General features: G+C 65.1%; 29 protein-coding genes. 12 read left to right on the top strand and 17 right to left on the bottom strand.

The genetic code is table 11. The features are described from left to right. The first annotated feature begins 2 nt into the window (after positions 1-2). The 3 genes from fdxA to BES08_RS13740 all read left to right on the top strand — a co-directional run bounded on the left by fdxA (position 3) and on the right by BES08_RS13740 (position 1649). Complete coding sequence (gene fdxA / locus BES08_RS13750) at positions 3-341, top strand: ferredoxin FdxA (protein WP_008830932.1); 339 nt, start codon at positions 3-5, stop codon at positions 339-341. A 330-nt stretch (positions 342-671) separates the two neighbouring features. Then, on the top strand, positions 672-1205 hold the full coding sequence (locus tag BES08_RS13745; RefSeq protein ID WP_008830931.1) for a CarD family transcriptional regulator: 534 nt from the start codon (positions 672-674) through the stop codon (positions 1203-1205). Positions 1206-1334: 129 nt separating this feature from the next. Continuing rightward, positions 1335-1649, top strand: a complete 315-nt coding sequence (locus BES08_RS13740; protein ID WP_083274677.1) for a hypothetical protein — start codon at positions 1335-1337, stop codon at positions 1647-1649. 161 nt (positions 1650-1810) lie between these two features. On the opposite strand, the gene BES08_RS13735 is transcribed toward BES08_RS13740, so the two are convergent. Genes BES08_RS13735 through BES08_RS13725 form a run of 3 tightly spaced genes read right to left on the bottom strand, consistent with a single transcriptional unit; the run spans position 1811 to position 3898 of the window. After that, the gene (locus BES08_RS13735) at positions 1811-2695 is read right to left on the bottom strand and encodes a metallophosphoesterase family protein (RefSeq protein WP_197524381.1); all 885 of its coding nucleotides are present in this window, start codon (positions 2693-2695) and stop codon (positions 1811-1813) included. Beyond that, the gene (locus BES08_RS13730; protein WP_008830928.1) at positions 2695-3579 is read right to left on the bottom strand and encodes a diacylglycerol kinase family protein; all 885 of its coding nucleotides are present in this window, start codon (positions 3577-3579) and stop codon (positions 2695-2697) included. Before BES08_RS13730 ends, BES08_RS13735 begins: the two co-directional genes overlap by 1 nt. 49 nt (positions 3580-3628) lie before the next feature. Next, positions 3629-3898, bottom strand: coding sequence for a hypothetical protein (locus BES08_RS13725; RefSeq protein ID WP_036525843.1), 270 nt, complete (start codon positions 3896-3898; stop codon positions 3629-3631). 266 nt (positions 3899-4164) lie between these two features. Between BES08_RS13725 and BES08_RS13720 the strand changes: the two genes are divergently transcribed. Continuing rightward, positions 4165-4488 (top strand): UrcA family protein, encoded by a 324-nt coding sequence (locus BES08_RS13720; RefSeq protein WP_008830926.1) that lies wholly within the window; start codon positions 4165-4167, stop codon positions 4486-4488. A 65-nt stretch (positions 4489-4553) separates the two neighbouring features. On the opposite strand, the gene BES08_RS13715 is transcribed toward BES08_RS13720, so the two are convergent. The 3 genes from BES08_RS13715 to BES08_RS13705 all read right to left on the bottom strand — a co-directional run bounded on the left by BES08_RS13715 (position 4554) and on the right by BES08_RS13705 (position 8335). Then, a complete protein-coding gene (locus BES08_RS13715; protein WP_069708629.1) occupies positions 4554-5309 on the bottom strand; it encodes a LytR/AlgR family response regulator transcription factor in 756 nt (251 codons plus the stop codon). Next, positions 5302-6630 (bottom strand): sensor histidine kinase, encoded by a 1329-nt coding sequence (locus BES08_RS13710; RefSeq protein WP_069708628.1) that lies wholly within the window; start codon positions 6628-6630, stop codon positions 5302-5304. The genes BES08_RS13715 and BES08_RS13710 overlap by 8 nt, the downstream gene beginning before the upstream one ends. Positions 6631-6814: 184 nt before the next feature. Next, positions 6815-8335, bottom strand: coding sequence for a fumarate hydratase (locus tag BES08_RS13705; RefSeq protein WP_051211511.1), 1521 nt, complete (start codon positions 8333-8335; stop codon positions 6815-6817). A 224-nt stretch (positions 8336-8559) separates the two neighbouring features. On the opposite strand from BES08_RS13705, the gene BES08_RS13700 reads away from it, so the two are divergent. From BES08_RS13700 to BES08_RS13680, 5 genes are all read left to right on the top strand, one after another. Then, positions 8560-9165 carry a protein-L-isoaspartate O-methyltransferase family protein gene (locus tag BES08_RS13700; protein WP_069708627.1) on the top strand — a complete coding sequence of 202 codons (606 nt, stop codon included), beginning with the start codon at positions 8560-8562 and terminating at the stop codon, positions 9163-9165. Positions 9166-9167: 2 nt separating this feature from the next. Further along, entirely contained in the window at positions 9168-10631 is a 1464-nt protein-coding gene (locus BES08_RS13695; protein WP_069708626.1) for a TolC family outer membrane protein, read from the top strand. Positions 10632-10683: 52 nt separating this feature from the next. Next, positions 10684-11130: a DUF2497 domain-containing protein gene (locus BES08_RS13690; protein ID WP_008830920.1), complete on the top strand. Its 447-nt coding sequence runs from the start codon at positions 10684-10686 to the stop codon at positions 11128-11130. A 155-nt stretch (positions 11131-11285) separates the two neighbouring features. After that, positions 11286-11717: an acyl-CoA thioesterase gene (locus BES08_RS13685; protein WP_069708625.1), complete on the top strand. Its 432-nt coding sequence runs from the start codon at positions 11286-11288 to the stop codon at positions 11715-11717. After that, the gene (locus BES08_RS13680) at positions 11714-12082 is read left to right on the top strand and encodes a (2Fe-2S) ferredoxin domain-containing protein (protein WP_069708624.1); all 369 of its coding nucleotides are present in this window, start codon (positions 11714-11716) and stop codon (positions 12080-12082) included. Before BES08_RS13685 ends, BES08_RS13680 begins: the two co-directional genes overlap by 4 nt. A 158-nt stretch (positions 12083-12240) precedes the next feature. On the opposite strand, the gene BES08_RS13675 is transcribed toward BES08_RS13680, so the two are convergent. Next, complete coding sequence (locus tag BES08_RS13675) at positions 12241-12537, bottom strand: hypothetical protein (RefSeq protein WP_008830917.1); 297 nt, start codon at positions 12535-12537, stop codon at positions 12241-12243. A gap of 132 nt (positions 12538-12669) precedes the next feature. On the opposite strand from BES08_RS13675, the gene BES08_RS13670 reads away from it, so the two are divergent. The 3 genes from BES08_RS13670 (at position 12670) to xth (ending at position 14322) form a co-directional block, all read left to right on the top strand. Continuing rightward, positions 12670-13095, top strand: coding sequence for a CBS domain-containing protein (locus BES08_RS13670; protein WP_069708623.1), 426 nt, complete (start codon positions 12670-12672; stop codon positions 13093-13095). Positions 13096-13216: 121 nt separating this feature from the next. Continuing rightward, positions 13217-13549, top strand: coding sequence for a HesB/IscA family protein (locus BES08_RS13665; protein ID WP_036525641.1), 333 nt, complete (start codon positions 13217-13219; stop codon positions 13547-13549). Beyond that, positions 13546-14322 carry an exodeoxyribonuclease III gene (xth, locus tag BES08_RS13660; RefSeq protein WP_069708622.1) on the top strand — a complete coding sequence of 259 codons (777 nt, stop codon included), beginning with the start codon at positions 13546-13548 and terminating at the stop codon, positions 14320-14322. Before BES08_RS13665 ends, xth begins: the two co-directional genes overlap by 4 nt. Positions 14323-14456: 134 nt before the next feature. On the opposite strand, the gene BES08_RS13655 is transcribed toward xth, so the two are convergent. From BES08_RS13655 to BES08_RS13610, 10 genes are all read right to left on the bottom strand, one after another. Further along, a complete protein-coding gene (locus tag BES08_RS13655; protein ID WP_069708621.1) occupies positions 14457-15083 on the bottom strand; it encodes a cell wall hydrolase in 627 nt (208 codons plus the stop codon). Between the two features lie 200 nt (positions 15084-15283). Further along, positions 15284-15610, bottom strand: coding sequence for a DUF1491 family protein (locus BES08_RS13650; RefSeq protein WP_069708620.1), 327 nt, complete (start codon positions 15608-15610; stop codon positions 15284-15286). Beyond that, a complete protein-coding gene (locus BES08_RS13645; RefSeq protein ID WP_008829268.1) occupies positions 15610-16095 on the bottom strand; it encodes a PaaI family thioesterase in 486 nt (161 codons plus the stop codon). Before BES08_RS13645 ends, BES08_RS13650 begins: the two co-directional genes overlap by 1 nt. After that, entirely contained in the window at positions 16085-16546 is a 462-nt protein-coding gene (locus tag BES08_RS13640) for a PTS sugar transporter subunit IIA (protein WP_036525647.1), read from the bottom strand. Before BES08_RS13640 ends, BES08_RS13645 begins: the two co-directional genes overlap by 11 nt. A 113-nt stretch (positions 16547-16659) precedes the next feature. Further along, positions 16660-17232 (bottom strand): ribosome hibernation-promoting factor, HPF/YfiA family, encoded by a 573-nt coding sequence (hpf, locus tag BES08_RS13635; RefSeq protein WP_008829266.1) that lies wholly within the window; start codon positions 17230-17232, stop codon positions 16660-16662. 25 nt (positions 17233-17257) lie between these two features. Beyond that, positions 17258-17941, bottom strand: a complete 684-nt coding sequence (dnaQ, locus tag BES08_RS13630; protein ID WP_008829265.1) for a DNA polymerase III subunit epsilon — start codon at positions 17939-17941, stop codon at positions 17258-17260. Between the two features lie 50 nt (positions 17942-17991). Next, on the bottom strand, positions 17992-18579 hold the full coding sequence (gene coaE / locus BES08_RS13625; protein WP_069708619.1) for a dephospho-CoA kinase: 588 nt from the start codon (positions 18577-18579) through the stop codon (positions 17992-17994). Next, a complete protein-coding gene (locus BES08_RS13620; RefSeq protein ID WP_069708618.1) occupies positions 18576-19430 on the bottom strand; it encodes a shikimate dehydrogenase family protein in 855 nt (284 codons plus the stop codon). The genes coaE and BES08_RS13620 overlap by 4 nt, the downstream gene beginning before the upstream one ends. Beyond that, a complete protein-coding gene (locus BES08_RS13615) occupies positions 19427-20011 on the bottom strand; it encodes a Maf family protein (protein WP_069708617.1) in 585 nt (194 codons plus the stop codon). Before BES08_RS13615 ends, BES08_RS13620 begins: the two co-directional genes overlap by 4 nt. A gap of 11 nt (positions 20012-20022) precedes the next feature. Beyond that, on the bottom strand, positions 20023-20871 hold the full coding sequence (locus tag BES08_RS13610) for a pyruvate, water dikinase regulatory protein (RefSeq protein ID WP_008829261.1): 849 nt from the start codon (positions 20869-20871) through the stop codon (positions 20023-20025). Between the last annotated feature and the right edge of the window lie 61 nt (positions 20872-20932).

Here is a 20932-nt window from a genome sequence, read left to right as displayed (position 1 = left end):
TCATGACGTATGTCGTCACCGACGCCTGCATCAGGTGCAAGTACACGGACTGCGTGGAAGTCTGCCCCGTGGACTGCTTCTACGAAGGCGAGAACATGCTGGTCATCAACCCCAGCGAATGCATCGACTGCGGCGTGTGCGAGCCCGAATGCCCGGCGGAAGCGATCCTGCCCGACACCGAGAGCGGCCTTGAGCAGTGGATGGAGATCAACGCCAAGTATTCGGCGGAATGGCCCAACCTCACCACCCGCAAGGACGCGCCGGACGATGCCGACGCGATGAAGGGCGAGGAAGGCAAGTTCGAAAAGTATTTCTCGCCCGAACCCGGCGAAGGCGACTGATCCTGCTGCGGCGGGCCTGAGGCTCGCCGATCAAAACCCGCAGATTCCCGTGGTTTGCGCTTTGTGCAACAGAGCCACGGAAGACCCATGAGGCGCGAAACGGAAACGTTTACGCGCCTCTGGATTTTTTGGCATATTGCTGCTATATAATCGTTCAACTGCCCGAGCCTTCTGCTCGTTCGGCAGGCATTTTCATTGCGAGGCAGGGTTCGAAAGCAGACGGTTGGGAGAGTGATCTGACCGGGCGCGGAGACGATTCGTCTCCCTGTCGCACCCCCGGTTATCTCCCGATTTGAACAAACTGGAACCCTGCAGGTGAAAGGACGATACATGGCAACCAGGATCGATGCATTCGATGTTGGAGATTACGTCGTTTACCCGAAGCACGGTGTTGGTCGGGTTATTGAGCTGCAGAAGCAGGAAATCGCCGGGATGCAGCTCGAGCTTTACGTGTTGCGGTTCGAGAAAGAGCGCATGACCCTGCGCGTTCCCGTCAACAAGGTCGAATCGATCGGCATGCGCAAGTTGTCTTCGGACAAGACCCTGCGCGAAGCGCTCGATACCCTCAAGGGCAAGCCCAAGGTGAAGCGCACCATGTGGTCGCGCCGTGCCCAGGAATACGAAGCGAAGATCAACTCGGGCGACCTCGTGTCGATCGCAGAAGTGACCCGCGACCTGTTCCGCGCCGACGACCAGCCCGAACAGAGCTATTCGGAGCGTCAGATCTTCGAAGCCGCTTCGTCGCGCCTGGCCCGCGAACTCGCGGCAATGGAAAAGACCGACGAGCAGGCCGCGCTCAAGAAGATCCTCGCGATCCTCAACGAGCACGCGCCCAAGTACTACGACACCGCCGAGACCGCCTGATCCTTTCAGGCGTTCCACGTGAAACCATGGGGCCGCTTCCGCAAGGGAGCGGCCCCTGTCGTTTGTAGTCCGGCGTTTTAGAGGCGATTGTTCATTGCGCTATCATCCGGCGCGTGTGAAATTGGCGTGGTGAAACGAATTGTCCTCCCTGTCGCCGTGCTGATGGCCCTGCCGATGCTCTCGGGCTGCGTGCGCACCGCCGCCAGCATCGTCACCGCCCCGGTACGCGTGGCGGGCAAGGCGGTGGACTGGACCACCACCAGCCAGTCCGAATCCGACGAAAAGCGCGGTCGCGCCCTGCGCAAGCGGGATGAGGAACTGGGCAAGCTCAACCGCAGCTACGAGAAGAACACCCGCGACTGCCAGCGTGGTTCCGAAGCCGCCTGCGACCGTGCGCGCAACGATTACGGCGCGATGCAGGACTTGCGCGAAAAGGCGATCTGATCGCGCGCGGGGAGGGCGATGGTGACTCCTCCCATCCTTCGACAAGCTCAGGATGAGCGGGTGGGAGGTTTATAACACCCTTCGCCGAGAGGTTTAAACTACCTCCGCTCACCCTGAGCTTGTCGAAGGGTCACCGCTGAGCTTGAGGAAAGCTCCAGCTATCAATGCACCGGCGGATCGACCGGCGGCACCTTGCCGACCGGCGACACCGGCTCGCCGGGTTCGCGCGGGGGGAGGGCGTTTTCCGGCACTTCGTCGATCTGCATCGCCGGAGTCGGCACCTTCTCGAGATTGCGCGCGGTCACCCGGATCTGGTCGCCGTCGATCACGATCTCGTTGAAGCTCGGCGGGGTGGAGCGGATGCGCTTCGACAGCGTGCCCGCACCGATCATCCGCAGCGGCCCGGCGGGCGTCTGCTCGGTCAGGTCGAACGGGTCGTGGATATGGCCCGAGAGCACCGCCATGACCTTGCGCCCGGCCAGCACTTCCATCGTGCGGGTGCCGTTGATGGTCAGCAGCTTACCGTCCGCGCGGCGCTCGGGCAGCGGGTGGTGGCAGGTGACGAGGACGCGCGTGCCTTCGGGCAGGGCGTCGATCTGCGCCAGCGTCTGCTTCAGGGCATGATCGGTCACCCAGCCGTTCGACCAGGGAAAGCGCTGATACTGCGCGCGCGTGGTCGTGCGCAGCGGCACGATGGCGAGGTTGGGGAGGTCCAGCTGGGTCTCGACCATCCGCTCGATCGCCTTGAACCGGCGGTAGGGGTCGAAGAAACGCTGGTAGAGGTTGAAGTAGGGGATGTCGTGGTTGCCCACCTCGACCGTCACCGGCACGTCGAGGCCCTGAATCCACTCGCACGCGGCCTGGAATTCGGGGTGGCGGGCACGCATGGTCAGGTCGCCGGTGATCGCGACGGCATGCGGCATCTCACGATCGATGCAGGCCTTGGCCCAGTCGATGGCCTGCTGATCGACCAACCCGAAATGGATGTCGCTCAGGTGGAACAACCGCAACGGACCGTTGTACATCGAGGCCGTCTTGCCGTGCATTATCCGTCGAACTCCTTCGTCGTCACCAGGTCGACCTCGCAGGTGCCCAGTTCGAAAATTTCCTCGGCGGCGCCGTCGAACGGCTCGCCGTCTATCAGCAGGCCCATCGGCTCGCCCGTGGGGCAGACCAGCCGTAGCCTGGGGTGACGGCCCAGTTCGTCGTGCGGGCCGTCGCGAAAATTCCGGTTGAGCAGGGCGATGCCTTGCCCGGCGTAGTCCCCCAGCGACTCGGCATAATAGCCGTTCGCTCGCAGGCCGTCGTCCTTGGGAACAACCGTGATCGCGGCATAGCCTTCCTCTCGTCCCCCGTCGACCTCCGTACTACCGACCTCGGCGCACATGACTTTCGGGCCGTTCGCGGACTGGGCGATCGCCTCGCGCGTCGAGGCGACGAAATCGATCACGTTCATCGCGCGCATCGCCTCGCGCACTTCGTTCCACACCGTCCCCGGCCCGGCGAGCGCGCCGGTGAGGCCGATGCCGTGGCGGGAGACGATCACCGGCGGACGCAACGTGCTCAGCGCCGCGCCGGAAAGTCGCGCGACGATCTCGGGCGCAGGTACGTCGCCGTGCATGCGCTTGGCCAGCAGGTTCATCGTCCCGCCCGGCAGCACCAGCACGGCACCGCCCCAGCCATAGGCCTCCATGACCACCGAGTGTGTGGTGCCGTCACCGCCGAATACCGCCAGCATATCCACGCCCGCCGCATCGAGATCGGCGGGCTGAGGGGCGGGATCGTCGGGAAAGCGCAGCACCCGGTCAGGGCCGAGGCCAGCCGCCTCGAAGGCTGCGAGCAGTTCCTCCACCGCCGCGTCGTTGTTGCTGCCGCTGGCCGCGTTGCAGACGAGCCAGACCTTTGCCGAAGATGTGCCGTTTGAAGTCATGCCCGCACAAGCGCCCGAGCCGGGGCAGGGTTCCCCGGCGAAGTTCCCTTCAAACGCGCCCGCTGAAGACCAGCCAGGCGGACACGCCATTGAGGGCGGTATAGAGCGCGTAGAGCAGCGCCCAGCCGGTCGATCCCGACGCCGCGACGATCATCACGCCGACCAGCATTACGAACTCGACGATGAGGCTCAGCCGCCCGCCAAGCGCCTGGAAGAACCACGGCACATGCATCAGCATCGGGTGGTTGCTTTCGAGCAGCGCCTTGTGCGCGGCGAAATTGACGATTCCGAGGCAGAATACGAGGATCAGGGGGGTCATGTGCGGCCAGTCTATCGACTGCGCGGCGACAGCGCCACCGCCTTGCGCACGATTCGATCGCCCGTGGCGCACGACGCGTCATCATCTTGCATGTCGTTCGTCGACTACAAATGTCGTTGGTCCGTCTGCCTGCGCCTTCGTCGGATCACTTCTGCCCGCAATCGACCTTCGCGTGATCGTCCGCCGGGTGTGAGGCACATCACACTCATCGAGCCGGACGGAACACAGTTCTTCCCCACGGCTCACACCGTGAGGAGGAAAATACCATGTTCAAGACCGCACCCAAGACCGCCATCTTCGCCGCCGCAGCCCTCTGCACCGTCGGCCTGTTCTCGGCCCCGGCCGCCTTCGCCAAGAGCGTCGAAGTCCGCTACGCCGACCTCGACCTCGGCACCGTCGAAGGGCAGGGCATGCTGCAGAAGCGTATCAACAAGGCCGCCCGCAGCGTCTGCCGCGTCAGCCGTCCGACGACGGGCACCCACATCGACAGCAACGTCGACACCGAGTGCTACCGTCAGGCCCGCCTGAACGTGCAGCAGCAGGTCGCCGCCGCGATCGACAAGGCCGACGACACCCGCCTCGGCGGCTAAGGCTTAAACCCCATCAATCCAGGTCCCAAAAGAAGAAAAGACCCGGAAAAATCCTGATGGCGGGCTTAGCGGCCCGCCATTTTCTTTACGCCGGGAAGATACGTTCGACCGATCCGCAAGGCCTCTCCGTCCGCCGTTTCCGCCGACCAGACGCCAAGCCCTTCGTGGCGCAAGCCCGAAACGTGGATGCGTTGCAGGATGCAGCTGCGATGGATACGGATGAACCGCTCGGGGTCGAGGCGCTCCTCCAGACTGGTGATGGTCTGGAGCAGCAGGTAGCTCTGCGCCCCCACATGCAGCCGCACGTAATCGCGCTCGGCATCGATGCGCTGGACTTCGGCGGCGGGCACACGCACCAGTTCGGATCGGTGCGGCACCCAGAATTCGTCGAGCCACTGGCTGAGCGCCGGAACCTGCGCCCGCTCGCCCCGGCGCGACACCACGCGGGTCACGGCGCGCTGCAGGCGATCAGGCGCCACCGGCTTGAGGACATAGTCCACCGCATCGAGATCGAACGCCTCGACCGCGAACTCATCGTGCGCGGTCACGAAGATCACCGCCGGAGCGTCCGGCCGACCACCCAGCGTGCGCGCCACGGTGAGCCCGTCGGTCTCCGGCATCGTCAGGTCGAGCAGCACCAGATCAGGCGTCAGCGCATCGATCAGCCGCAGCGCGGCCTGGCCGTCGCTCGCCGTGCCGATCACGGAAATTCCTTCGATCCGGGAGCAGATCACCTGCATGCGCTCGACCGCCAGCGGCTCGTCGTCGACGATCAGGGTGCGCAGGGGAGCGGCAGGCGCCGCGCCTTCGGGCTCAGACATTACCCGCCTCCAGCGGCATGCGCAGGATCGTCGCGAAACCGCCGTTCGGGCGCTTGCCGTAGGAGATCGTCGCAGCCTCGCCGTAACGCGCCCGCAGGCGGTCGCGCACGTTGTTGAGGCCGATGCCGCAACCCTCGGTCTTGCTCTTCAACTCGCCGCTCATCTCTCCGGGTCCATCGTCATGGACGGCGACGACGAGCTGGCCACCCTCGCGCCGCGCCTCGATGGCAATGGTCACCGGCCGCTGCGTCGCGGCGACGGCATACTTCACGGAATTCTCGACGAGTGGTTGCAATATCATGCCCGGAACTTTCGCATCGAGAACGGCCTCGTCAATATCGATATGCGTTAGCAATCGATTGGGGAAGCGGACTGCCTCGATCGCGAAGTAAAGGCGCTGCAGCTCTATCTCGTCAACCAGCGAAAGATCGTTGGTGGGATCACCTGACAAAGTGCGGCGGTAGAACGTCGACAGCGTCTGGATCATCTCTTCGGCATCGTCCTGCCGTCCGACCATGACCAGCGCCGACAGCGAATTGAGCGTGTTGAACAGGAAGTGCGGATTCACCTGATAGCGCAGCGAACGCAGTTCGGCCTGTTCGGCGGCGCGGCGGTATTCGCCCTCGCGCCGTTCTGCCGCGCGGGCCTCCTCGGCCTTGGCGAGCGCGAAGTAGAGCGCCACCCACGCGAGCACGAGGAAATAGCGGCCGAACGCCGTGTCGGCGATGTTCGCCCAGCGCCCGAAATTGGCGCCGAGGGCAGAGTTGGTCTTGATCGTGATCGCCGAGGAGTGCTGCGGCTGGGCTGCGCCGCTTTCCTCGCTCGGCGCATCCGTCGGCTCGTCCGGAACCTCGCTGGATCCAGGTGCTGGCGGGGCGGGGGGAGCGGGCGGCGGCAGGATCTTGGGCAGGTCCACCAGGATGTTGCCGGCCTCGTCCTGCGTGATGCGCACGTTGCCCGCAGCCACTGCTGCCGCATCTTCCTCGCTGCCGTAGGCTGCCGGGCGTTCTATGTCGGAGAAGATCACATCGTTGACGATGCTGAGCACCAGCGACAGCGGGAAAGCGCCGATCAGCACGATGGCGAAGCGGACCCGGCCCGATTTGCGATCCAGCAGTTGCAGCAGCGGCCAGACGGCGGCCATCACCAGCATCGAGACGATGCAGATCGTCAGGCGCCGCGACAGGAACGACCAGTCGAGGTCGAACCCCATGACCAGACCGCGCAAGCTGGCCACGATGAAGTAGCAGGCCCACAAGGCCGCCAGCGACAGGAGGACGAGCCGCGCCGGAACGCGGGGAGGGGGTGCTGCTTCGGACATTACCGCCCGGTCTAGCGCGAAAACGGTTCGTCGCACCACACCTTCCATCGGACGGAGATTGTCGTTGGTCGAAGGGGGGGTCTAGCCGAAGGGGCTTCGACAAGCTCAGCCTGAGCGGACTCTATATTCCGCTCGGGCTGAGCTTGTCGAAGCCCCCTCCTCATCAGGAGGAGGGGGCAATCGGTTACGCCAGCAGGTGTTCCTCGGCGATCTTGGTCTTCCACACCGGCGGGGCCAGCGTGTGGACGTTCTTGCCTTCGGAATCGACGGCCACGGTCACCGGCATGTCCTGCACGGTGAATTCGTAGATTGCCTCCATGCCGAGGTCCGCGAAGCCGACGACCTTGGCTTCCTTGATCGCGCGGGCGACGAGGTAGGCGGCGCCGCCGACCGCCATCAGATAGGCCGACTTGTGCTTGGCGATGGACTCGGTCGCCGCCGGGCCGCGCTCGGACTTGCCGATGCTGGCGAGCAGGCCGAGGTCGAGCATGGTGTCGGAGAACTTGTCCATGCGGGTGGCGGTGGTCGGGCCGGCCGGGCCGACGACTTCCTCGCGCACCGGATCGACCGGGCCGACGTAGTAGATCACGCGGCCCTTGAAATCGACCGGCAGTTCCTCGCCCTTGGCCAGCATGTCGGCGATGCGCTTGTGCGCGGCGTCGCGCCCGGTCAGCATCTTGCCGTTGAGCAGCAGGCGGTCGCCCTGTTTCCAGCTCTGGACTTCCTCAGCGGTCAGCGTGTCGAGGTTGACCTTGATCGCTTCCTTGCTGGGCTTCCACTCGACCTTGGGCCATTCGTCGAGGTTCGGCGTCTCGAGGAAGCTCGGGCCGGAACCGTCCAGCGTGAAGTGCGCGTGGCGGGTGGCGGCGCAGTTCGGGATCATCGCGACGGGCTTGCCCGCAGCATGGCACGGCCAGTCGAGGATCTTGACATCGAGGATCGTGGCAAGGCCGCCCAGGCCCTGCGCGCCGATGCCGAGCGCGTTGACCTTGTCGAAGATCTCGATGCGCAGCGCCTCGATGTCGTTCTGCGGGCCGCGCTGCTTGAGCTGGGCCATGTCGATCGGCTCCATCAGGCTCTGCTTGGCGAGCTTGACGCAGTGCTCGGCGGTGCCGCCAATGCCGATGCCCAGCATGCCCGGCGGGCACCAGCCGGCACCCATCTGGGGCAGCATCTCGATGACCCAGTCGACGATGGAATCGCTGGGATTCATCATCTTGAACTTGGACTTGTTCTCAGACCCGCCGCCCTTGGCCGCGACGTCGACCGAGATCTTCGAGCCCGGGACCATCTCCACCGACAGCACGCAAGGGGTGTTGTCCTTGGTGTTGCGGCGGGTGAAGGCGGGATCGGCCAGCACCGATGCGCGCAGCTTGTTCTCGGGGTGGTTGTAGGCGCGGCGCACGCCGTCATCGACCACGTCCTGAAGCGAGCGGTCGGATTCGAGGCGGCAGTTCTGGCCCCACTCGATGAAGACGTTGACGATGCCGGTGTCCTGGCAGATCGGGCGGTGACCCTCGGCGCACATGCGGCTGTTGGTCAGGATCTGGGCGATGGCGTCCTTGGCCGCCGGGCCCTGCTCCGCTTCGTAGGCGTCGCCCAGCGCGCGGATGTAATCCATCGGGTGGTAGTAGCTGATATACTGCAATGCGTCGGCGACGGACTCGATGAGGTCCTCTTCGCGGATGGTCACCATTTCTGTCATGGAATTCTCCGGTCTTCTTGGCCCGATCTGGCGGATAACGTCGGATTTTTGCCGCTCCATAAGCCGCATGGGCGTGATCGTCAAAGTGCTTGATCGGATCGACGGGCGTTGTTTCATGGGGCTTGGCCTGAGAGGCCGGTTCGCATAGAAGCGGCCGCATAGTGTCGTCTTCGCGATTGCAGCGATCTGCCGCAAGCCCCGCGAGCGAGTGAGGGAATACACGAATGACCTTGACCGAGGACCGGTCGGCTCCTGCCACCGACTTTTCTGCCGCCCGTCGCGCCATGATCGTCAGCCAGCTGCGGACCAGCGGCGTGAACGAGCCCTGGGTGCTGGAAGCGATGGCCGGTGTTCCACGTGAAAACTTCGTGCCCGCCGAACTGCGCGACGCCGCCTATATCGACCGCGCCGTGCCGCTGGGCGATGGCAAGTTCCTCGGCGCCCCGCTGGTGCAGGGCAAGATGCTGCAGGAAGCCGTTCCGGCGAAGACCGACAAGGCGCTGATCGTCGGCGACGGCGAAGGCTACCTCGCCACGCTGCTGCGTCCGCTGGTCGGCTCGCTCGACGCGGTAGCACCTGCCGCTGCCGATGAAGCCGCTTCGGGCGCATACGACCTCATCGTCATCGACGGCGCCATCGAAGTGCTCCCCGATGCCCTCTCCGCACGTCTCGCCGAGGGTGGCCGCGTGGTCACCGGCGTGACCGAGCGCGGCGTGACCCGCCTTGCGGCCGGCACCAAGGCAGGCGGCGTGACCTCGCTGCTGCCGCTGGCGGAGCTGGGGATTCCCGTGCTTCCCGAATTCGCCGCTCCCAAACGCTGGAGCTTCTGAGCATGGCCCGGATCGCGTGGCGTTCCGGGCTGCTCGCGGGGGGATGTCTGATACTGACGGCCGGCGCGCCTGCGCGGGCCGACACCCTGCGCGATGCGCTCGTTTCCGCCTATCAGACCAATCCCACGCTGGAATCGGCGCGCGCCCAGCAGCGCGCCACCGACGAAGGCGTGCCGATCGCCAGGGCTGCAGGGCTACCCAGCCTCAGCACGACCGAAACTTACACCAAGAACCTGAAGCAAAGCGAAAACTCGCTCACGGCTCCCTCGAAGATATTCACGGCGGACGCCCAGCTGGGCGTGCCGATCTATTCGGGCGGCGCGGTCAGGAACCGGGTCAAGGCTGCCAAGCTGCGCGTCGGCGCCGGTCAGGCCGATCTGCGCGGCACGGAGGCTTCCGTCTTCTCGCAGGTCGTCGCGGCGTACATGGACGTGATCCGCACGGAAGCGATCGCCGGGCTTAACCGCAAGAACGTGGCGGTCCTGCAGACCAATCTCGATGCGACCAACGACCGGTTCCAGATCGGCAACCTCACGCGCACCGACGTCGCCCAATCGCAGTCGCGCCTAGCGACTGCGAAGAGCGACCTGCTGACGGCGGAAGCCAACCTTGCCGCCGCGCGCGAAACCTACATCCGGTTCGTCGGTCATGCACCCGAAGCGCTCGACGCGCCGCCGCCGCTGCCGAACCTGCCCGCCAACGCCAGCGAAGCGGCGACGATCGCGCTCGATGCGAACCCGGACATCATCGCCGCACGCGAACGCAGCAAGGCCGCGGACAAGGACATCGACGTCGCGGGCGCCAGCCGCCTGCCGACGCTACGGCTCTTCGGCCAGGGCACGTACAACAACTACTTCAACACGCTGGCGCGCGGCGCGGTGAACGCGAGCGTGGCGCAAAGCGATTCGTCTGCGCAGGCCGGGGCGCAGCTGTCGATCCCGATCTTCCAGGGTGGCCTTCCCGCCGCGCAGCGTCGCCAGGCACAGGCGACGGCTTCGGCCACGCTGGAGCAGGAAATCGCCACCGAACGCGACGTGATCGCGCAAGTCCGCTCGGCCTTCACCTCCTACGTCGCGTCGAACGACCTGATCCGCTCCTCGCAAGTCGCAGTGGATGCGGCGACGCTGAGCCTCGAAGGCGTGAAGGCGGAGAATTCGGTGGGTCGGCGCACGATCCTCGACATCCTCAATGCCGAGCAGGAATTGCTGAACGCGCAGGTCACGCTGGTGACCGCGCGGCGCAATGCCTACGTCGCCGGGTTCTCCCTGCTCGCGGCGATGGGCAAGGCCGAGGCGCGCGATCTGGGCCTCGACGGCGGCACCCTCTACGATCCCGACGTCAATTACGAACGCGTGCGCGGCAAGTTCTTCGACTGGGACGACGACGATGCGCCAGTGGCCCGGTCCACGCGCACCGTTGACACGCCGGTGCAGGACGGCAACATTCCCGCTTCGCAGGAGCCCTGATCCCGTTTGCGGATAAGGACTTGGATGCGCGGGACTACAGGGATTTAGGCAGATGCGTCAGAACGGTGAACCTTCGGTCGAGGAGATCCTCCAGTCGATCAAGCAGGTCATCGCGCGCGATTCCCGCCTCGAAACCCGTACCAGCCGCACCGAACGCCTGATGCGCGAGCCGGAACCGCTCTACGCCGACGAGGATGAGGACGATGTGCTCGAACTCCAGGAAGCCTCGCAGATTACCGCAGCGGGCGAGACCGACGAAGGCCCGTTGCTGCACGATCAGGCGCGCGATTCGATGCGCGAATCGCTCGCCGCGCTCGCCATGCTGTCCGAGCCCGGCGCGCAGCCGCAGATCGTCCGTTCGGGAGAAACCTCGCTGGAGGCGCTCGCCAAGGAGCTTCTCCGCCCGGCACTGACCGAATGGCTTGACCGCAACCTGCCGGCTATGGTCGAACGCCTCGTCGCTGCCGAAATCGCGCGGATCGTCGGCAAGAAGGGCTGATGGGGCTTCGACAAGCTCAGCCTGAGCGGCGTTGAGAGGTTTACAACTACACCCGCTCACACTGAGCTTGTCGAAGGGTCACGGCTGAGCTTGTCGAAGCCCCATCGTGCGGACGGGCTGGACCTGAGGCCCCGCACTTCCTACCTTCACCGGGTATGCCGAAACCCGATCCCGCGCTGCTCGATCCCGCGCGTTACCCGTTTTCCTGTCGCATCGAGCCGCGCTTCGGCGATCTCGACGTCAACATGCACATCAACAACGTGGCGATGGCCGGATTCCTCGAGGATGGCCGCGTGCGCTTTCACCGTGCCAGTCGCTATCGCGAGGGACTTGTCGGTCTGTCCTCGATGATCGTCAGCATCGGCATCGAATATCTCGGCGAGGCGCACTATCCCGATGCCCTGACCGTCCATACCGCCATCGAGCAGGTCGGGCGTTCCAGCCACGGCCTCGTCCAGTTGGTGACGCAGGACGACCGGATCGTCGCGTTCTCCCGCTCCACGATGGTAACGGTCGGCGAGGACGGCCCTGCGCTGATGCCCGCCACTTTCGCCAGCCAGACCGAGGAATGGAAACTGCGGCCATGAGCCACCACGCCATCGCCAAGGCCGAGGAAGCCTTCGCCAAGACCGGCAGCGACATGATCCGCCGCCACATCTTCATATGCGCCGAACCGCAAAAGGGCGAATGCTGCTCGCCCGAGAAGGGGCAGGCCGCGTGGAAGTTCCTCAAGAAGCGGCTCAAGCAGCTCGGGCTGGACGGAAAGGGCGGCGTGGCCCGTACCAAGGCGGACTGCCTGCGCATCTGCCACGCCGGGCCGGTCGCGGTCGTGTGGCCGGACGGAGTCTGGTATCACTCGTGCGACGAGGACGTGCTGGAGCGGATCATCCAGCAGCACCTCATCGGAGGGGAGCCGGTCGAGGAGTTTCGACTGCACGCGCCGGGAGATTGAGGCTCACCCCGTCCGGCTAGATCGCTACGCTCTCAAGCCTCCCAGCCCTCCCGCAAGCGGGAGGGCTGACGCACATCTCCCCTCCCGCTTGCGGGAGGGGCAGCGAGACTTGGGAGCTTGCTCCCTAGTCGCAGCGGGGTGTGGCTGACGGCGGGCCCTTACTTGTAAGGATCATCATCCTCGAGCGGATCGACGATCGCCTCGTCATGCCCGGTCCCGCTCGACAGGAAAGCAAGCCCCATCAGCGCCGAGGCCAGCAGCATGGTGAAACCGATGCCCAGCGCGGTCGCGATGTAGAAGTGGATCGAGACCATCCCGTTGGAGCGGTACAGCAGGATTATCGACCCGATCACCAGCCCGACCGTGATCGTCATCATCCAGCGCATGATGCGCAGGTAGCGCGCCCAGGCATGGGCAGCCTTGCCGGGATCGTCGAGGGGCGAAGACGGTATCATCGCGCCCTATCTGGGCCTGACGGCGTCTCATCGCAAGCATGACGTGACGAGTCCGACGCGGCTGTGATACGCTCCGCCCCGGGGGCAAGCTGCGGGAACAGAGGCTCCTTTCAGGAACAGGGAGAGCTGACGATGACCATCGGTCGAATTATCGAAGGCCGCGATGCCGTAGTCACCTGCGACGTTGCCATGACCGTGCGCGAGGCCGCCGGAATCCTCGCCGAAAAGAGAATCGGCGCAGTGCCGGTGATGGAAAACGGCGAAATCGCCGGAATCTTCTCCGAACGCGACGTAATCTACAAACTGCGCGAACTGGGCGCCGACATGCTCGACATGCCGCTCGGCCACATCATGACCGCGCTGCCCGTGACCATCGAGCCCGAAACCTCGGTCATGGCGGCGCTGTCGCTGATGACCCGCCGCCGCATTCGCCACCTGCCCGTGGTGAAGAACGGGCGCATGATCGGGTTCGTATCGATCGGCGATCTGGTGAAATACCGGATCGACAAGATCGAGAACGAGGCTGCCGCGATGCGGGATTACATCCAGACGGCGTAAGGGCTTCGACAGGCTCAACCTGAGCGGAGTTGAAGGTGTGGCACCACGTCCGCTCACCCTGAGCCTGTCGAAGGGTCACCCCGAGCTTGTCGAAGGGTCAGGCCGCGCCTACATCGGACGCATGGAACAGCAGACCGTGACTCTCAGCCCCTCGGCCGCCGCGCGCGTCGCCGCGATCGCGAGCAAGCAGGGCAAGCCCGCAATCCTGCGGCTTGCCGTCGAAGGCGGGGGCTGCTCGGGCTTCCAGTACAAGTTCGGCCTCGCCGACGCCCCCGACGCGGACGACAGCGTGGCCGAGACCGACGGGGTGAAGCTCCTCGTCGACTCGGTCAGCCTCGACCTCGTCCAGGGCTGCGTCGTCGATTTCGTGGAGTCGCTGGGCGGCGCGGCGTTCCGGGTGGAAAACCCGAATGCCGCCGCAGGCTGCGGCTGCGGGTCCAGCTTCTCGGTATGAGGATCTCCACCTTCAACATCAACGGCGTCAAGGCACGCCTGCCCCGTCTGCTCGAATGGCTCGAGGAAACCCGTCCCGCCGTCGCCTGCCTGCAGGAGATCAAGACGCAGGACGAAGGCTTCCCGATCGCCGAGTTCGAAAAGCTGGGCTACAAGGGCATCTGGCACGGCCAGAAGGGCTTCAACGGCGTCGCCATCCTCGCCGACGGGGAAATGCCCGTCGAAGTCCAGCGCGGCCTCGATGGCGAGCCCGAGGACGAACATTCGCGCTATCTCGAAGCGCAGGTCTTCGGCGTGCGGGTCGTGTGCATCTACCTGCCCAACGGCAATCCGCTGCCCGGCCCCAAGTTCGACTACAAGCTGCGCTGGATGGAACGCCTGCGCCGCCGCATGGACGTGATCAAGGCCGAGGAAGTGCCGGCCATCATCACCGGCGACTACAACGTCATCCCGACCGACCGCGACGTCTGGACGTCCTCTGCAATGGCCTCCGACGCGCTGATGCAGCCGGAATCGCGGGACGCCTACTTCCGCCTCCTCGGAGACGGCTGGACCGACGCGCTCGCCACGCACAACCCGCGCGGCGGCGTGTGGACCTACTGGGACTATCAGGCAGGCGCCTGGCAACGCGACCACGGCTTCCGCATCGACCACTCGCTGCTCTCGCCCGAACTGGCGGACCGGCTGGCGGCGTGCGGTGTCGACAAGGTTCATCGCGGGCGGGAAAAGGCCAGCGACCATGCGCCTGTGTGGGTCGAACTGAAGGCCGCCTGAAACAAAAAATCCTCCCCGTCGCGAAGTGATGGGGAGGGGGACCGCCGACGAAGTCGGTGGTGGAGGGGAAAACCCCTCCGTCAGCCCTGCGGGCTGCCACCTCCCCATTCCTACGGAACAGGGAGGGTCAGCGATCAGCGATAGAAGATGTGGTTATCCACCTGAGCCAGCTTCGTCAGCTTGCTCCAGCGCGGCGACACGCGCTTGGCGTGGAAGAACAGCGCACCCTTGGCCTTGCTCTTCCAGGCGCCGTCCTCGGCGATCTGGGCGATCGCGACGGCTTCCTGCCAGCTGGGCGAATTCTCGCGCACGGCAGGCATCGAGCGGCCGCGAATGAACGAGAACTGCGAGGGCTGGTAGACCACGCCGCAATAGCTCGTCGGGAAGCGGCCCGACTTGGTGCGGTTGACGATCACACGGCCAACGGCGAGCTGGCCTTCCAGCGATTCACCGCGTGCTTCGAAGTAGATCGCGCCGGCCAGGCAGCGCATGTCGCGCGACATGTCATCCGGCGTCTCCTGCTGAGACACCAGTTCCTGAAGGGAATCCGCATCGGGGGCGTCTGCTTCCTCGGTCTCGGTCTCGGCGGCGGGAAGCGCCTGCACGACCGGTTCGGAAACGAACTGCGGGGCGGGCTTCGTTTCTACCAGCGTCGGAATGAAATCCGATGCGGCGGCGCCCGAGCCCGTGGCGCCTAGAAGAGCGGTGAGAACCGTCGCGGCCAGCGCAATCGCGCTCGCCCACTCAACTTTCTTTCGCATTCAAACTTGATCAAAGGCGGTGAACCGGTCCGACACAGGCTGGAACGGAATGCCACGAAGTGACGTTCTGTTTCCGTCGAGCCTGCCGACGATTCCCCGTCTGCGTGCTAGCCGGACAAGCCGAAGTGCTGTCCGAGCCGCTTTCGCGTCAGTGAAGGGGGCCTTTAGGCTGTGGGCCGGGCAAGTCAACCCGCACCGGGTCAGGCCCCGATGAAGCGTTCGGCGTCTGCGCCATCGAGTTCGACGATCCACACGTCGGGGTCCTGACGCTTGCGCCGGTCTAGGTACTCCTGAAATTCGAACGGGTTTTCAGGATCCTGAGTCTTGGAGCAGCGCCAGCGCCGGGTGCCGTCGAGTTCGGGCATCCGTTCATGAAGGCGCACATTCGATCCATTGTGCGAAAGAACGACAAGAATCGTCCCGGCGTCCTGTTCGCCTTTAGCCAGCACCGTCGCGAATCCGCCCTCGCCATTGACGCGGCGAATCAGCGCGGAAACCTCGAGGTGAGCGGGGAGGCGGGAATCCATCAGGCTTGCGGAATCGAATAGCCGGGCAGGCTGGAGAGCGCGATGCGCGATCGCATGAACGTTCCGGTGCCGCGCCCGCATTCCTCGCCGTCCTCGTCGATCAGCCAGGACTCGGCCACCAGCACGCGGCGGCGACCGCTCACCCAGCGGCCCTCGCACACGATACGGCCGCCCTTGATGGGCTTGGACAAGTGCAGGTTGAACGAGGTCGTCAGCAGGAAGCGATCGGTGACGTGAGTGTTGGCGGCGTAAAAAGCCGCATCGTCGAGCATCTTGAAATAGATGGTCCCGTGCGCCGCCCCGGCCGCATGGAAACAGTCGGGCTCGACCAGGAACGTGATGCGCGCATGCCCATCGCCGACGATTTCCAGCTTTGAGCGGAACATCTGGTTGATGGGGGCGGAGGCATAGAGCCCCTCCAGCGCGCGCCAGTGAAGCCCGGCGCCGCCCTGAATCTGGCCTTCGGCAGTGTCTTCAGGCTGCATCGCGGTCGATGACGTTGCTCAGCAGGCTGTAGAGCGCTTCGGTGCCCGGAGCGGCCAGCAGAGCTTCGTGCATGCGCTCGTCACGCATCATGCGCGAGATCGCCGCCAGAGCATGAAGGTGGGTCGCGCCCGCTCCTTCGGGGGAGAGCAGGCCGAACACGAGGTCGATCGGCACGCCGTCCGCGGCTTCGAATTCGACCGGGGAAGCGAGGCGCATGAACACGGCAACGGGACGCGTCAGCCCGGCCATGCGCGCATGGGGGATGGCGATGCGTCGCCCGAACCCGGTGCTGCCAAGCTGCTCACGCTCGGTGATGCGCGCCAGCACAGCCTGATGGTCGAGACCATAGACCGAAGCGAACCGAGCCGCGAGGCGGTCCAGGATGATGTCCTTGCTGTCCGCGTCGAGGGTGATGACAGCCTCGGGCGCCAGCGAAAAAAGCCCACTCATTGCGTTTCTGATACTTGACCGGTTGCCAACATTGCATGCTCCGAAACCCCCGGCGGAAAACCGGGGGTTCGTTTCTTCCTCTCGTTGCGATCAGAAGCTGTGCGCGAAAAGCGTCAGTGCGGTTCGACCCAGCCGATCGACCCATCACCGCGGCGGTAGACCATATTATGCCGCCCGGTGCCAGCATTTTTGAAGAAGAGAGCCGTAGTATTGCGCAAGTCGAGCATCATTACCGCGTCCGAAACGGTGGCTTCGGGAACGTCCACCCGGGTTTCGGCAATGACCACCGGGGCGTCGGCTTCGAGGTCGTCCGTGTCGTTGTCTGCGACGTTCTCCTCGAAGATCGTGTAGGCGGCGTCCTCGGCCGCATTGGCATGGGCCGTCTGTTCGGAGCGGTCCTTCAGGCGGCGCTTGTAGCGGCGCAGCTGCTTGTCGATCTTCTCGGCGGCCTGATCGCAGGCGACATGCGCGTCCTGCGCCATGCCGCTGCCCTTGAGCACGAGGTTCTGCATCACGTGCATGATGATGTCGCACTTGAACGCCCCGGCCGGCGCTCGGCCGAAAGTGACGTGAGACGACAGCGCCCGGTTGAAATACTTCTCGATGATCGCCGTGAGCTTGTCGTTGGCGTGGACCTGCAGGGCCTCGCCGGTTTCGACCTGGTGACCAGAGACGCGGATATCCATGGGCGTTTCTCCTTAGACTTAGAGTTCAGGCACCCCAGAGCGGGGTATCGACCGACTTGAGAAACTCTGCGTGCGCAGAGAGTTCCGCCTCGGTAGCCGCGTGGGGACGCGGCTGACGGAAAATACGGTTCTTCGTGTTGAGAACCTTGATTTCCGTCACGATCTCAGTGGTTTCTGCAGAAAGTTCGAGGCCGATCTGACGGCCTCCCCGCAGTTCCACGTAAACTTGGGCAAGCAGTTCGGAGTCGAGCAGCGCGCCGTGCTTGGTGCGGTGGCTGCGGTCGATCCCGTAGCGACTGCAAAGCGCGTCGAGCGAGAGCTTGGCGCCGGGATGGCGCACTTTGGCGAGCGCCACGGTATCGACCATGCGCTCACGCGAAACCTCGGGAAGCCCGCATAGCTTCAGCTCGGCGTTGATGAAGTTGAAGTCGAAGTTGGCGTTGTGCGCCACCATCGCGCTGTCCTCGATGAAGTCGAGGAATTCCTGCGCGCAGGCCGAGAACAGGGGCTTGTCGGCGAGGAAGGCGTCGGACAGGCCGTGCACCGCCTCTGCCTCCGCGGGCATGCCGCGTTCTGGGTTGAAATAGGCGTGGTAGGTGCGCCCGGTCACCACCCGGTTGACCATCTCGATGCAGCCGATTTCCACCATGCGGTCCCCGTTTTTCGGGTCGAAGCCGGTCGTTTCGGTGTCGAAGATGATCTCTCTCATCCCTCTCCATATCTGCCTGTGCGCCCCCATGTGCAAGGGGCTGGAGCGGATTATTCGGCTCGCCTCAGCGCCTGCACGATACCGGCCACCTGTTCGCGGGTCGCATCGAGCGTAGTGCCGGTGTCGATCACGTAGTCGGCAAGCGCGCGCTTCTCGGCATCGGGCACCTGAAGTGCCAGAATCTGCTCGAATTTTTCTGCAGTCATGCCCGGCCGCGCGAGCACCCGGCGGCGCTGTTCCCCGCCCGGGGCGGACACTACCGCGACCGCATCGAGGCCCTTTTCGCTGCCCTTTTCGTAGAGCAGCGGAATGTCGAAGACGACCAGCGGCGCCTCGGCATTGTCCCGCAGGAAGTCCCCCCGCATCGCCGCGACGGCGGGGTGGACGATTCGCTCCAGAGTCGCGAGCTTGTCCTTGTCCTGGAACACGACGGCACCCAGCAGGGGTCTAACGACACCTGACGCATCCGTAGTGCCGGGAAAGGCCGCCTCGATCAGCGGCACCAGCGCGCCGTTCGGACCCTGCAGTTCGTGCACCGCCGCATCGGCATCGAACACCGGCACGTCGAGGTCGCGCAGCATCTGCGCGACGGTCGACTTGCCCATGCCGATCGATCCGGTCAGACCCATAATTTTCATGACAGAATCAGCTCGCGCAGAGCGGCATCGCGGTCGCGGGGAGGGCGGGCGCCGAAGAAATGCATGAATGCCGAGTCCGCCTGCCCGATCAGCATGGAAAGGCCGTCCACCGTCTCGAATCCGGCGCCGCGTGCATCCTGCAGGAACTGCGTGTCGAGCGGACTGGTGACGATATCGTAGACCACGCTGCGCGGCGGCGCGTGGCTGAAGTCGAAGGCCAGCGGCGGCTGCCCGGTCATGCCGAGCGGGCTGGCGTTGACGACGAGGTCGAAGCACTGCTCGCGGTCGTCGAAGGCGAAGTCGGTGGCGTCGGCGAAGTGGTCGAGGCCGATGGCGTGGTGCTCGCCGCCCGGCGCGAGTTCGTCGAGCATGGCGCGCGCCTTGGCCGGATCGCGGCCCGCGAGGACGATGACGAAGTGCTCGTTGGCCAGCGCCGCGATGATCGCCCGCGCCGCGCCGCCGGTCCCGAGGATGCGCGCCATGCGGAACAGGTGCGTCTTCGCCAGTTCATCGCGCACCGGCTCCAGGAATCCCGGCGCGTCGGTGTTGTAGCCGGTAAGGGTGCCGTCGGACTCGCGCACGACGGTGTTGACCGCGCCGATCTGCGCGGCGAGCGGGTCGAGCCGGTCCATGAGCGGCAGGATCGACAGCTTGTGCGGCATCGTCACGTTGCAACCGCGCCAGTCGGGATCGGCGCGGCGCTTCGCGAGATAGTCGCCGAGGTCCTCCAGCTTGACGAGGCAGTGGTCGTAGCGGCCTTCGATCCCCAGCTCGGCAAGCCAGAAATTGTGGATCGCGGGCGACTTGGACTGCGCGATCGGATCGCCGATCACTTCGGCATAGCGTGTCATCGCGTCAGGACTCCCAATCCGCGCAGCGCCGCCTGCACCTTGAGCAGCGGCATGCCGAGGATCGTGAAATAGTCGCCGTCGATCTTCTCGAACAGCTGCACGCCGCGTCCCTCGATCCGGAAGACGCCGACGCAGGCACCGACTTCGGGCCATTCCGCGTCGAGGTAGCTCTCGATGAAGGCATCGGACAAATCCGCGACATGCAACTGCGCCACCGCGTTCTCCGCCCAGAGCACTTCGCCATCGCGCACGAGGGCAGCCGCGCTGTGCAGCTCCATCACCTTACCCGAGAAGAAGCGCAGATGCTCGGCCGCGTTCTCCCGGCTGGCGGGCTTGTCGAACCGCCGCTCACCGCAGGACACGAGGGAATCGCTACCGAGCACGACCGCACCCGATGTTTCACGTGAAACATTCAGGGCCTTTGCCTTCGCGAGTTCCAACGCGACTTCGGGCGCGGAGGCATCGCCGAGCGCCGCCTCGATCCCGCGTTCGTCGACATGGGCGGGCTGGGCGCGGTAGGCGATGCCCGCCGCTTCGAGCATGGCGCGGCGCGAGCCGCTCTGGGATGCAAGAACGATCATGGAAAACTCTGTCAGATGGGCTTCGGGCCGACCTGGCCGGTCTGGCCCGCCGCCTTGCGTTCGTTATAGAGGTTGATCACCGCCGCGGCGGTCTCCTCGATCGAGCGGCGGGTGACGTCGATCACCGGCCAGGAATTGTCCGCGAACATGCGCCGCGCATATTTCAGCTCGCTCTCCACCGCATCGGTCGCGACATAGTCGGTGTCGGGCGACTGGCTGAGCGAGAGCAGGCGGTTGCGGCGGATCTGGATCAGCCGATCGGGCGCGGTCGTCAGGCCGACCACCAGCGGATGGCGCAGCCCGAACAGCATCTGCGGCGGCGGGCTTTCGACGACGATCGGAATGTTCGCCACCTTGTACCCGCGATTGGCGAGGTAGATCGAGGTCGGCGTCTTGCTGGTGCGCGACACCCCGGCGAGCAGGATGTCGGCTTCCTCCCACTCTTCCCACAAAACGCCATCGTCGTGGGCAATGGTGAACTGGATCGCATCGACGCGCGCGAAATAGGCGTCGTCGAGCCGGTGCTGGCGGCCCGGACGTCCCTTCGCCTCCTGCCCCAGCAGCGCCTCGAGCGCGTCGGTCACCCCGTCGAGCACCGCGATCGCTGGCAGGCCGAGTTGCTGGCACCTCTCTTCGAGGCGCCCGCGCGTCTCCTCGTTGACCAGGGTGAAGAAGACGAGGCCCGGGTTCGCGGAAATCTCGCCCATGATCCGATCGAGGTGCTGCTGCGAGCGGACCATCGGCCAGAAATGCCGCAGGACTTCACCGTCGTCGTCGAACTGCGCGAGGGCCGCCTTGGCGATCATCTCCAGCGTTTCGCCGGTGGAATCTGACAGGAGGTGCAGGTGGAAACGCGCCATGCCGGCTCAGGGCCTCCGAAGGGCAAGGGGTGTGGATATGTGGCGGCATAAACCATGGGAG

The organism is Novosphingobium resinovorum, from assembly GCF_001742225.1.
GTDB classification, from domain to species: domain Bacteria; phylum Pseudomonadota; class Alphaproteobacteria; order Sphingomonadales; family Sphingomonadaceae; genus Novosphingobium; species Novosphingobium resinovorum_A.
The sequence above is the reverse complement of the archived record's forward strand: the minus strand, read 5'-3'. Positions and strand labels throughout refer to the sequence as shown.

Bases quoted from the DNA above. Each gene is read 5' to 3' on its own strand.
- BES08_RS13705 (WP_051211511.1), bottom strand. From the start codon at position 8,335: ATGACAGAAATGGTGACCATCCGCGAAGAGGACCTCATCGAGTCCGTC.
- BES08_RS13670 (WP_069708623.1), top strand. From the start codon at position 12,670: ATGACCATCGGTCGAATTATCGAAGGCCGCGATGCCGTAGTCACCTGC.
- BES08_RS13690 (WP_008830920.1), top strand. From the start codon at position 10,684: ATGCGTCAGAACGGTGAACCTTCGGTCGAGGAGATCCTCCAGTCGATC.
- BES08_RS13615 (WP_069708617.1), bottom strand. From the start codon at position 20,011: ATGATCGTTCTTGCATCCCAGAGCGGCTCGCGCCGCGCCATGCTCGAA.
- dnaQ (WP_008829265.1), bottom strand. From the start codon at position 17,941: ATGAGAGAGATCATCTTCGACACCGAAACGACCGGCTTCGACCCGAAA.
- BES08_RS13655 (WP_069708621.1), bottom strand. From the start codon at position 15,083: ATGCGAAAGAAAGTTGAGTGGGCGAGCGCGATTGCGCTGGCCGCGACG.
- hpf (WP_008829266.1), bottom strand. From the start codon at position 17,232: ATGGATATCCGCGTCTCTGGTCACCAGGTCGAAACCGGCGAGGCCCTG.
- BES08_RS13735 (WP_197524381.1), bottom strand. From the start codon at position 2,695: ATGCACGGCAAGACGGCCTCGATGTACAACGGTCCGTTGCGGTTGTTC.
- BES08_RS13730 (WP_008830928.1), bottom strand. From the start codon at position 3,579: ATGACTTCAAACGGCACATCTTCGGCAAAGGTCTGGCTCGTCTGCAAC.
- xth (WP_069708622.1), top strand. From the start codon at position 13,546: ATGAGGATCTCCACCTTCAACATCAACGGCGTCAAGGCACGCCTGCCC.
- BES08_RS13745 (WP_008830931.1), top strand. From the start codon at position 672: ATGGCAACCAGGATCGATGCATTCGATGTTGGAGATTACGTCGTTTAC.
- BES08_RS13650 (WP_069708620.1), bottom strand. From the start codon at position 15,610: ATGGATTCCCGCCTCCCCGCTCACCTCGAGGTTTCCGCGCTGATTCGC.
- BES08_RS13610 (WP_008829261.1), bottom strand. From the start codon at position 20,871: ATGGCGCGTTTCCACCTGCACCTCCTGTCAGATTCCACCGGCGAAACG.
- BES08_RS13665 (WP_036525641.1), top strand. From the start codon at position 13,217: ATGGAACAGCAGACCGTGACTCTCAGCCCCTCGGCCGCCGCGCGCGTC.
- BES08_RS13725 (WP_036525843.1), bottom strand. From the start codon at position 3,898: ATGACCCCCCTGATCCTCGTATTCTGCCTCGGAATCGTCAATTTCGCC.
- BES08_RS13715 (WP_069708629.1), bottom strand. From the start codon at position 5,309: ATGTCTGAGCCCGAAGGCGCGGCGCCTGCCGCTCCCCTGCGCACCCTG.
- BES08_RS13640 (WP_036525647.1), bottom strand. From the start codon at position 16,546: ATGAGTGGGCTTTTTTCGCTGGCGCCCGAGGCTGTCATCACCCTCGAC.
- BES08_RS13700 (WP_069708627.1), top strand. From the start codon at position 8,560: ATGACCTTGACCGAGGACCGGTCGGCTCCTGCCACCGACTTTTCTGCC.
- BES08_RS13645 (WP_008829268.1), bottom strand. From the start codon at position 16,095: ATGCAGCCTGAAGACACTGCCGAAGGCCAGATTCAGGGCGGCGCCGGG.
- BES08_RS13720 (WP_008830926.1), top strand. From the start codon at position 4,165: ATGTTCAAGACCGCACCCAAGACCGCCATCTTCGCCGCCGCAGCCCTC.
- fdxA (WP_008830932.1), top strand. From the start codon at position 3: ATGACGTATGTCGTCACCGACGCCTGCATCAGGTGCAAGTACACGGAC.
- BES08_RS13710 (WP_069708628.1), bottom strand. From the start codon at position 6,630: ATGTCCGAAGCAGCACCCCCTCCCCGCGTTCCGGCGCGGCTCGTCCTC.
- BES08_RS13620 (WP_069708618.1), bottom strand. From the start codon at position 19,430: ATGACACGCTATGCCGAAGTGATCGGCGATCCGATCGCGCAGTCCAAG.
- BES08_RS13680 (WP_069708624.1), top strand. From the start codon at position 11,714: ATGAGCCACCACGCCATCGCCAAGGCCGAGGAAGCCTTCGCCAAGACC.
- BES08_RS13685 (WP_069708625.1), top strand. From the start codon at position 11,286: ATGCCGAAACCCGATCCCGCGCTGCTCGATCCCGCGCGTTACCCGTTT.
- coaE (WP_069708619.1), bottom strand. From the start codon at position 18,579: ATGAAAATTATGGGTCTGACCGGATCGATCGGCATGGGCAAGTCGACC.
- BES08_RS13675 (WP_008830917.1), bottom strand. From the start codon at position 12,537: ATGATACCGTCTTCGCCCCTCGACGATCCCGGCAAGGCTGCCCATGCC.
- BES08_RS13695 (WP_069708626.1), top strand. From the start codon at position 9,168: ATGGCCCGGATCGCGTGGCGTTCCGGGCTGCTCGCGGGGGGATGTCTG.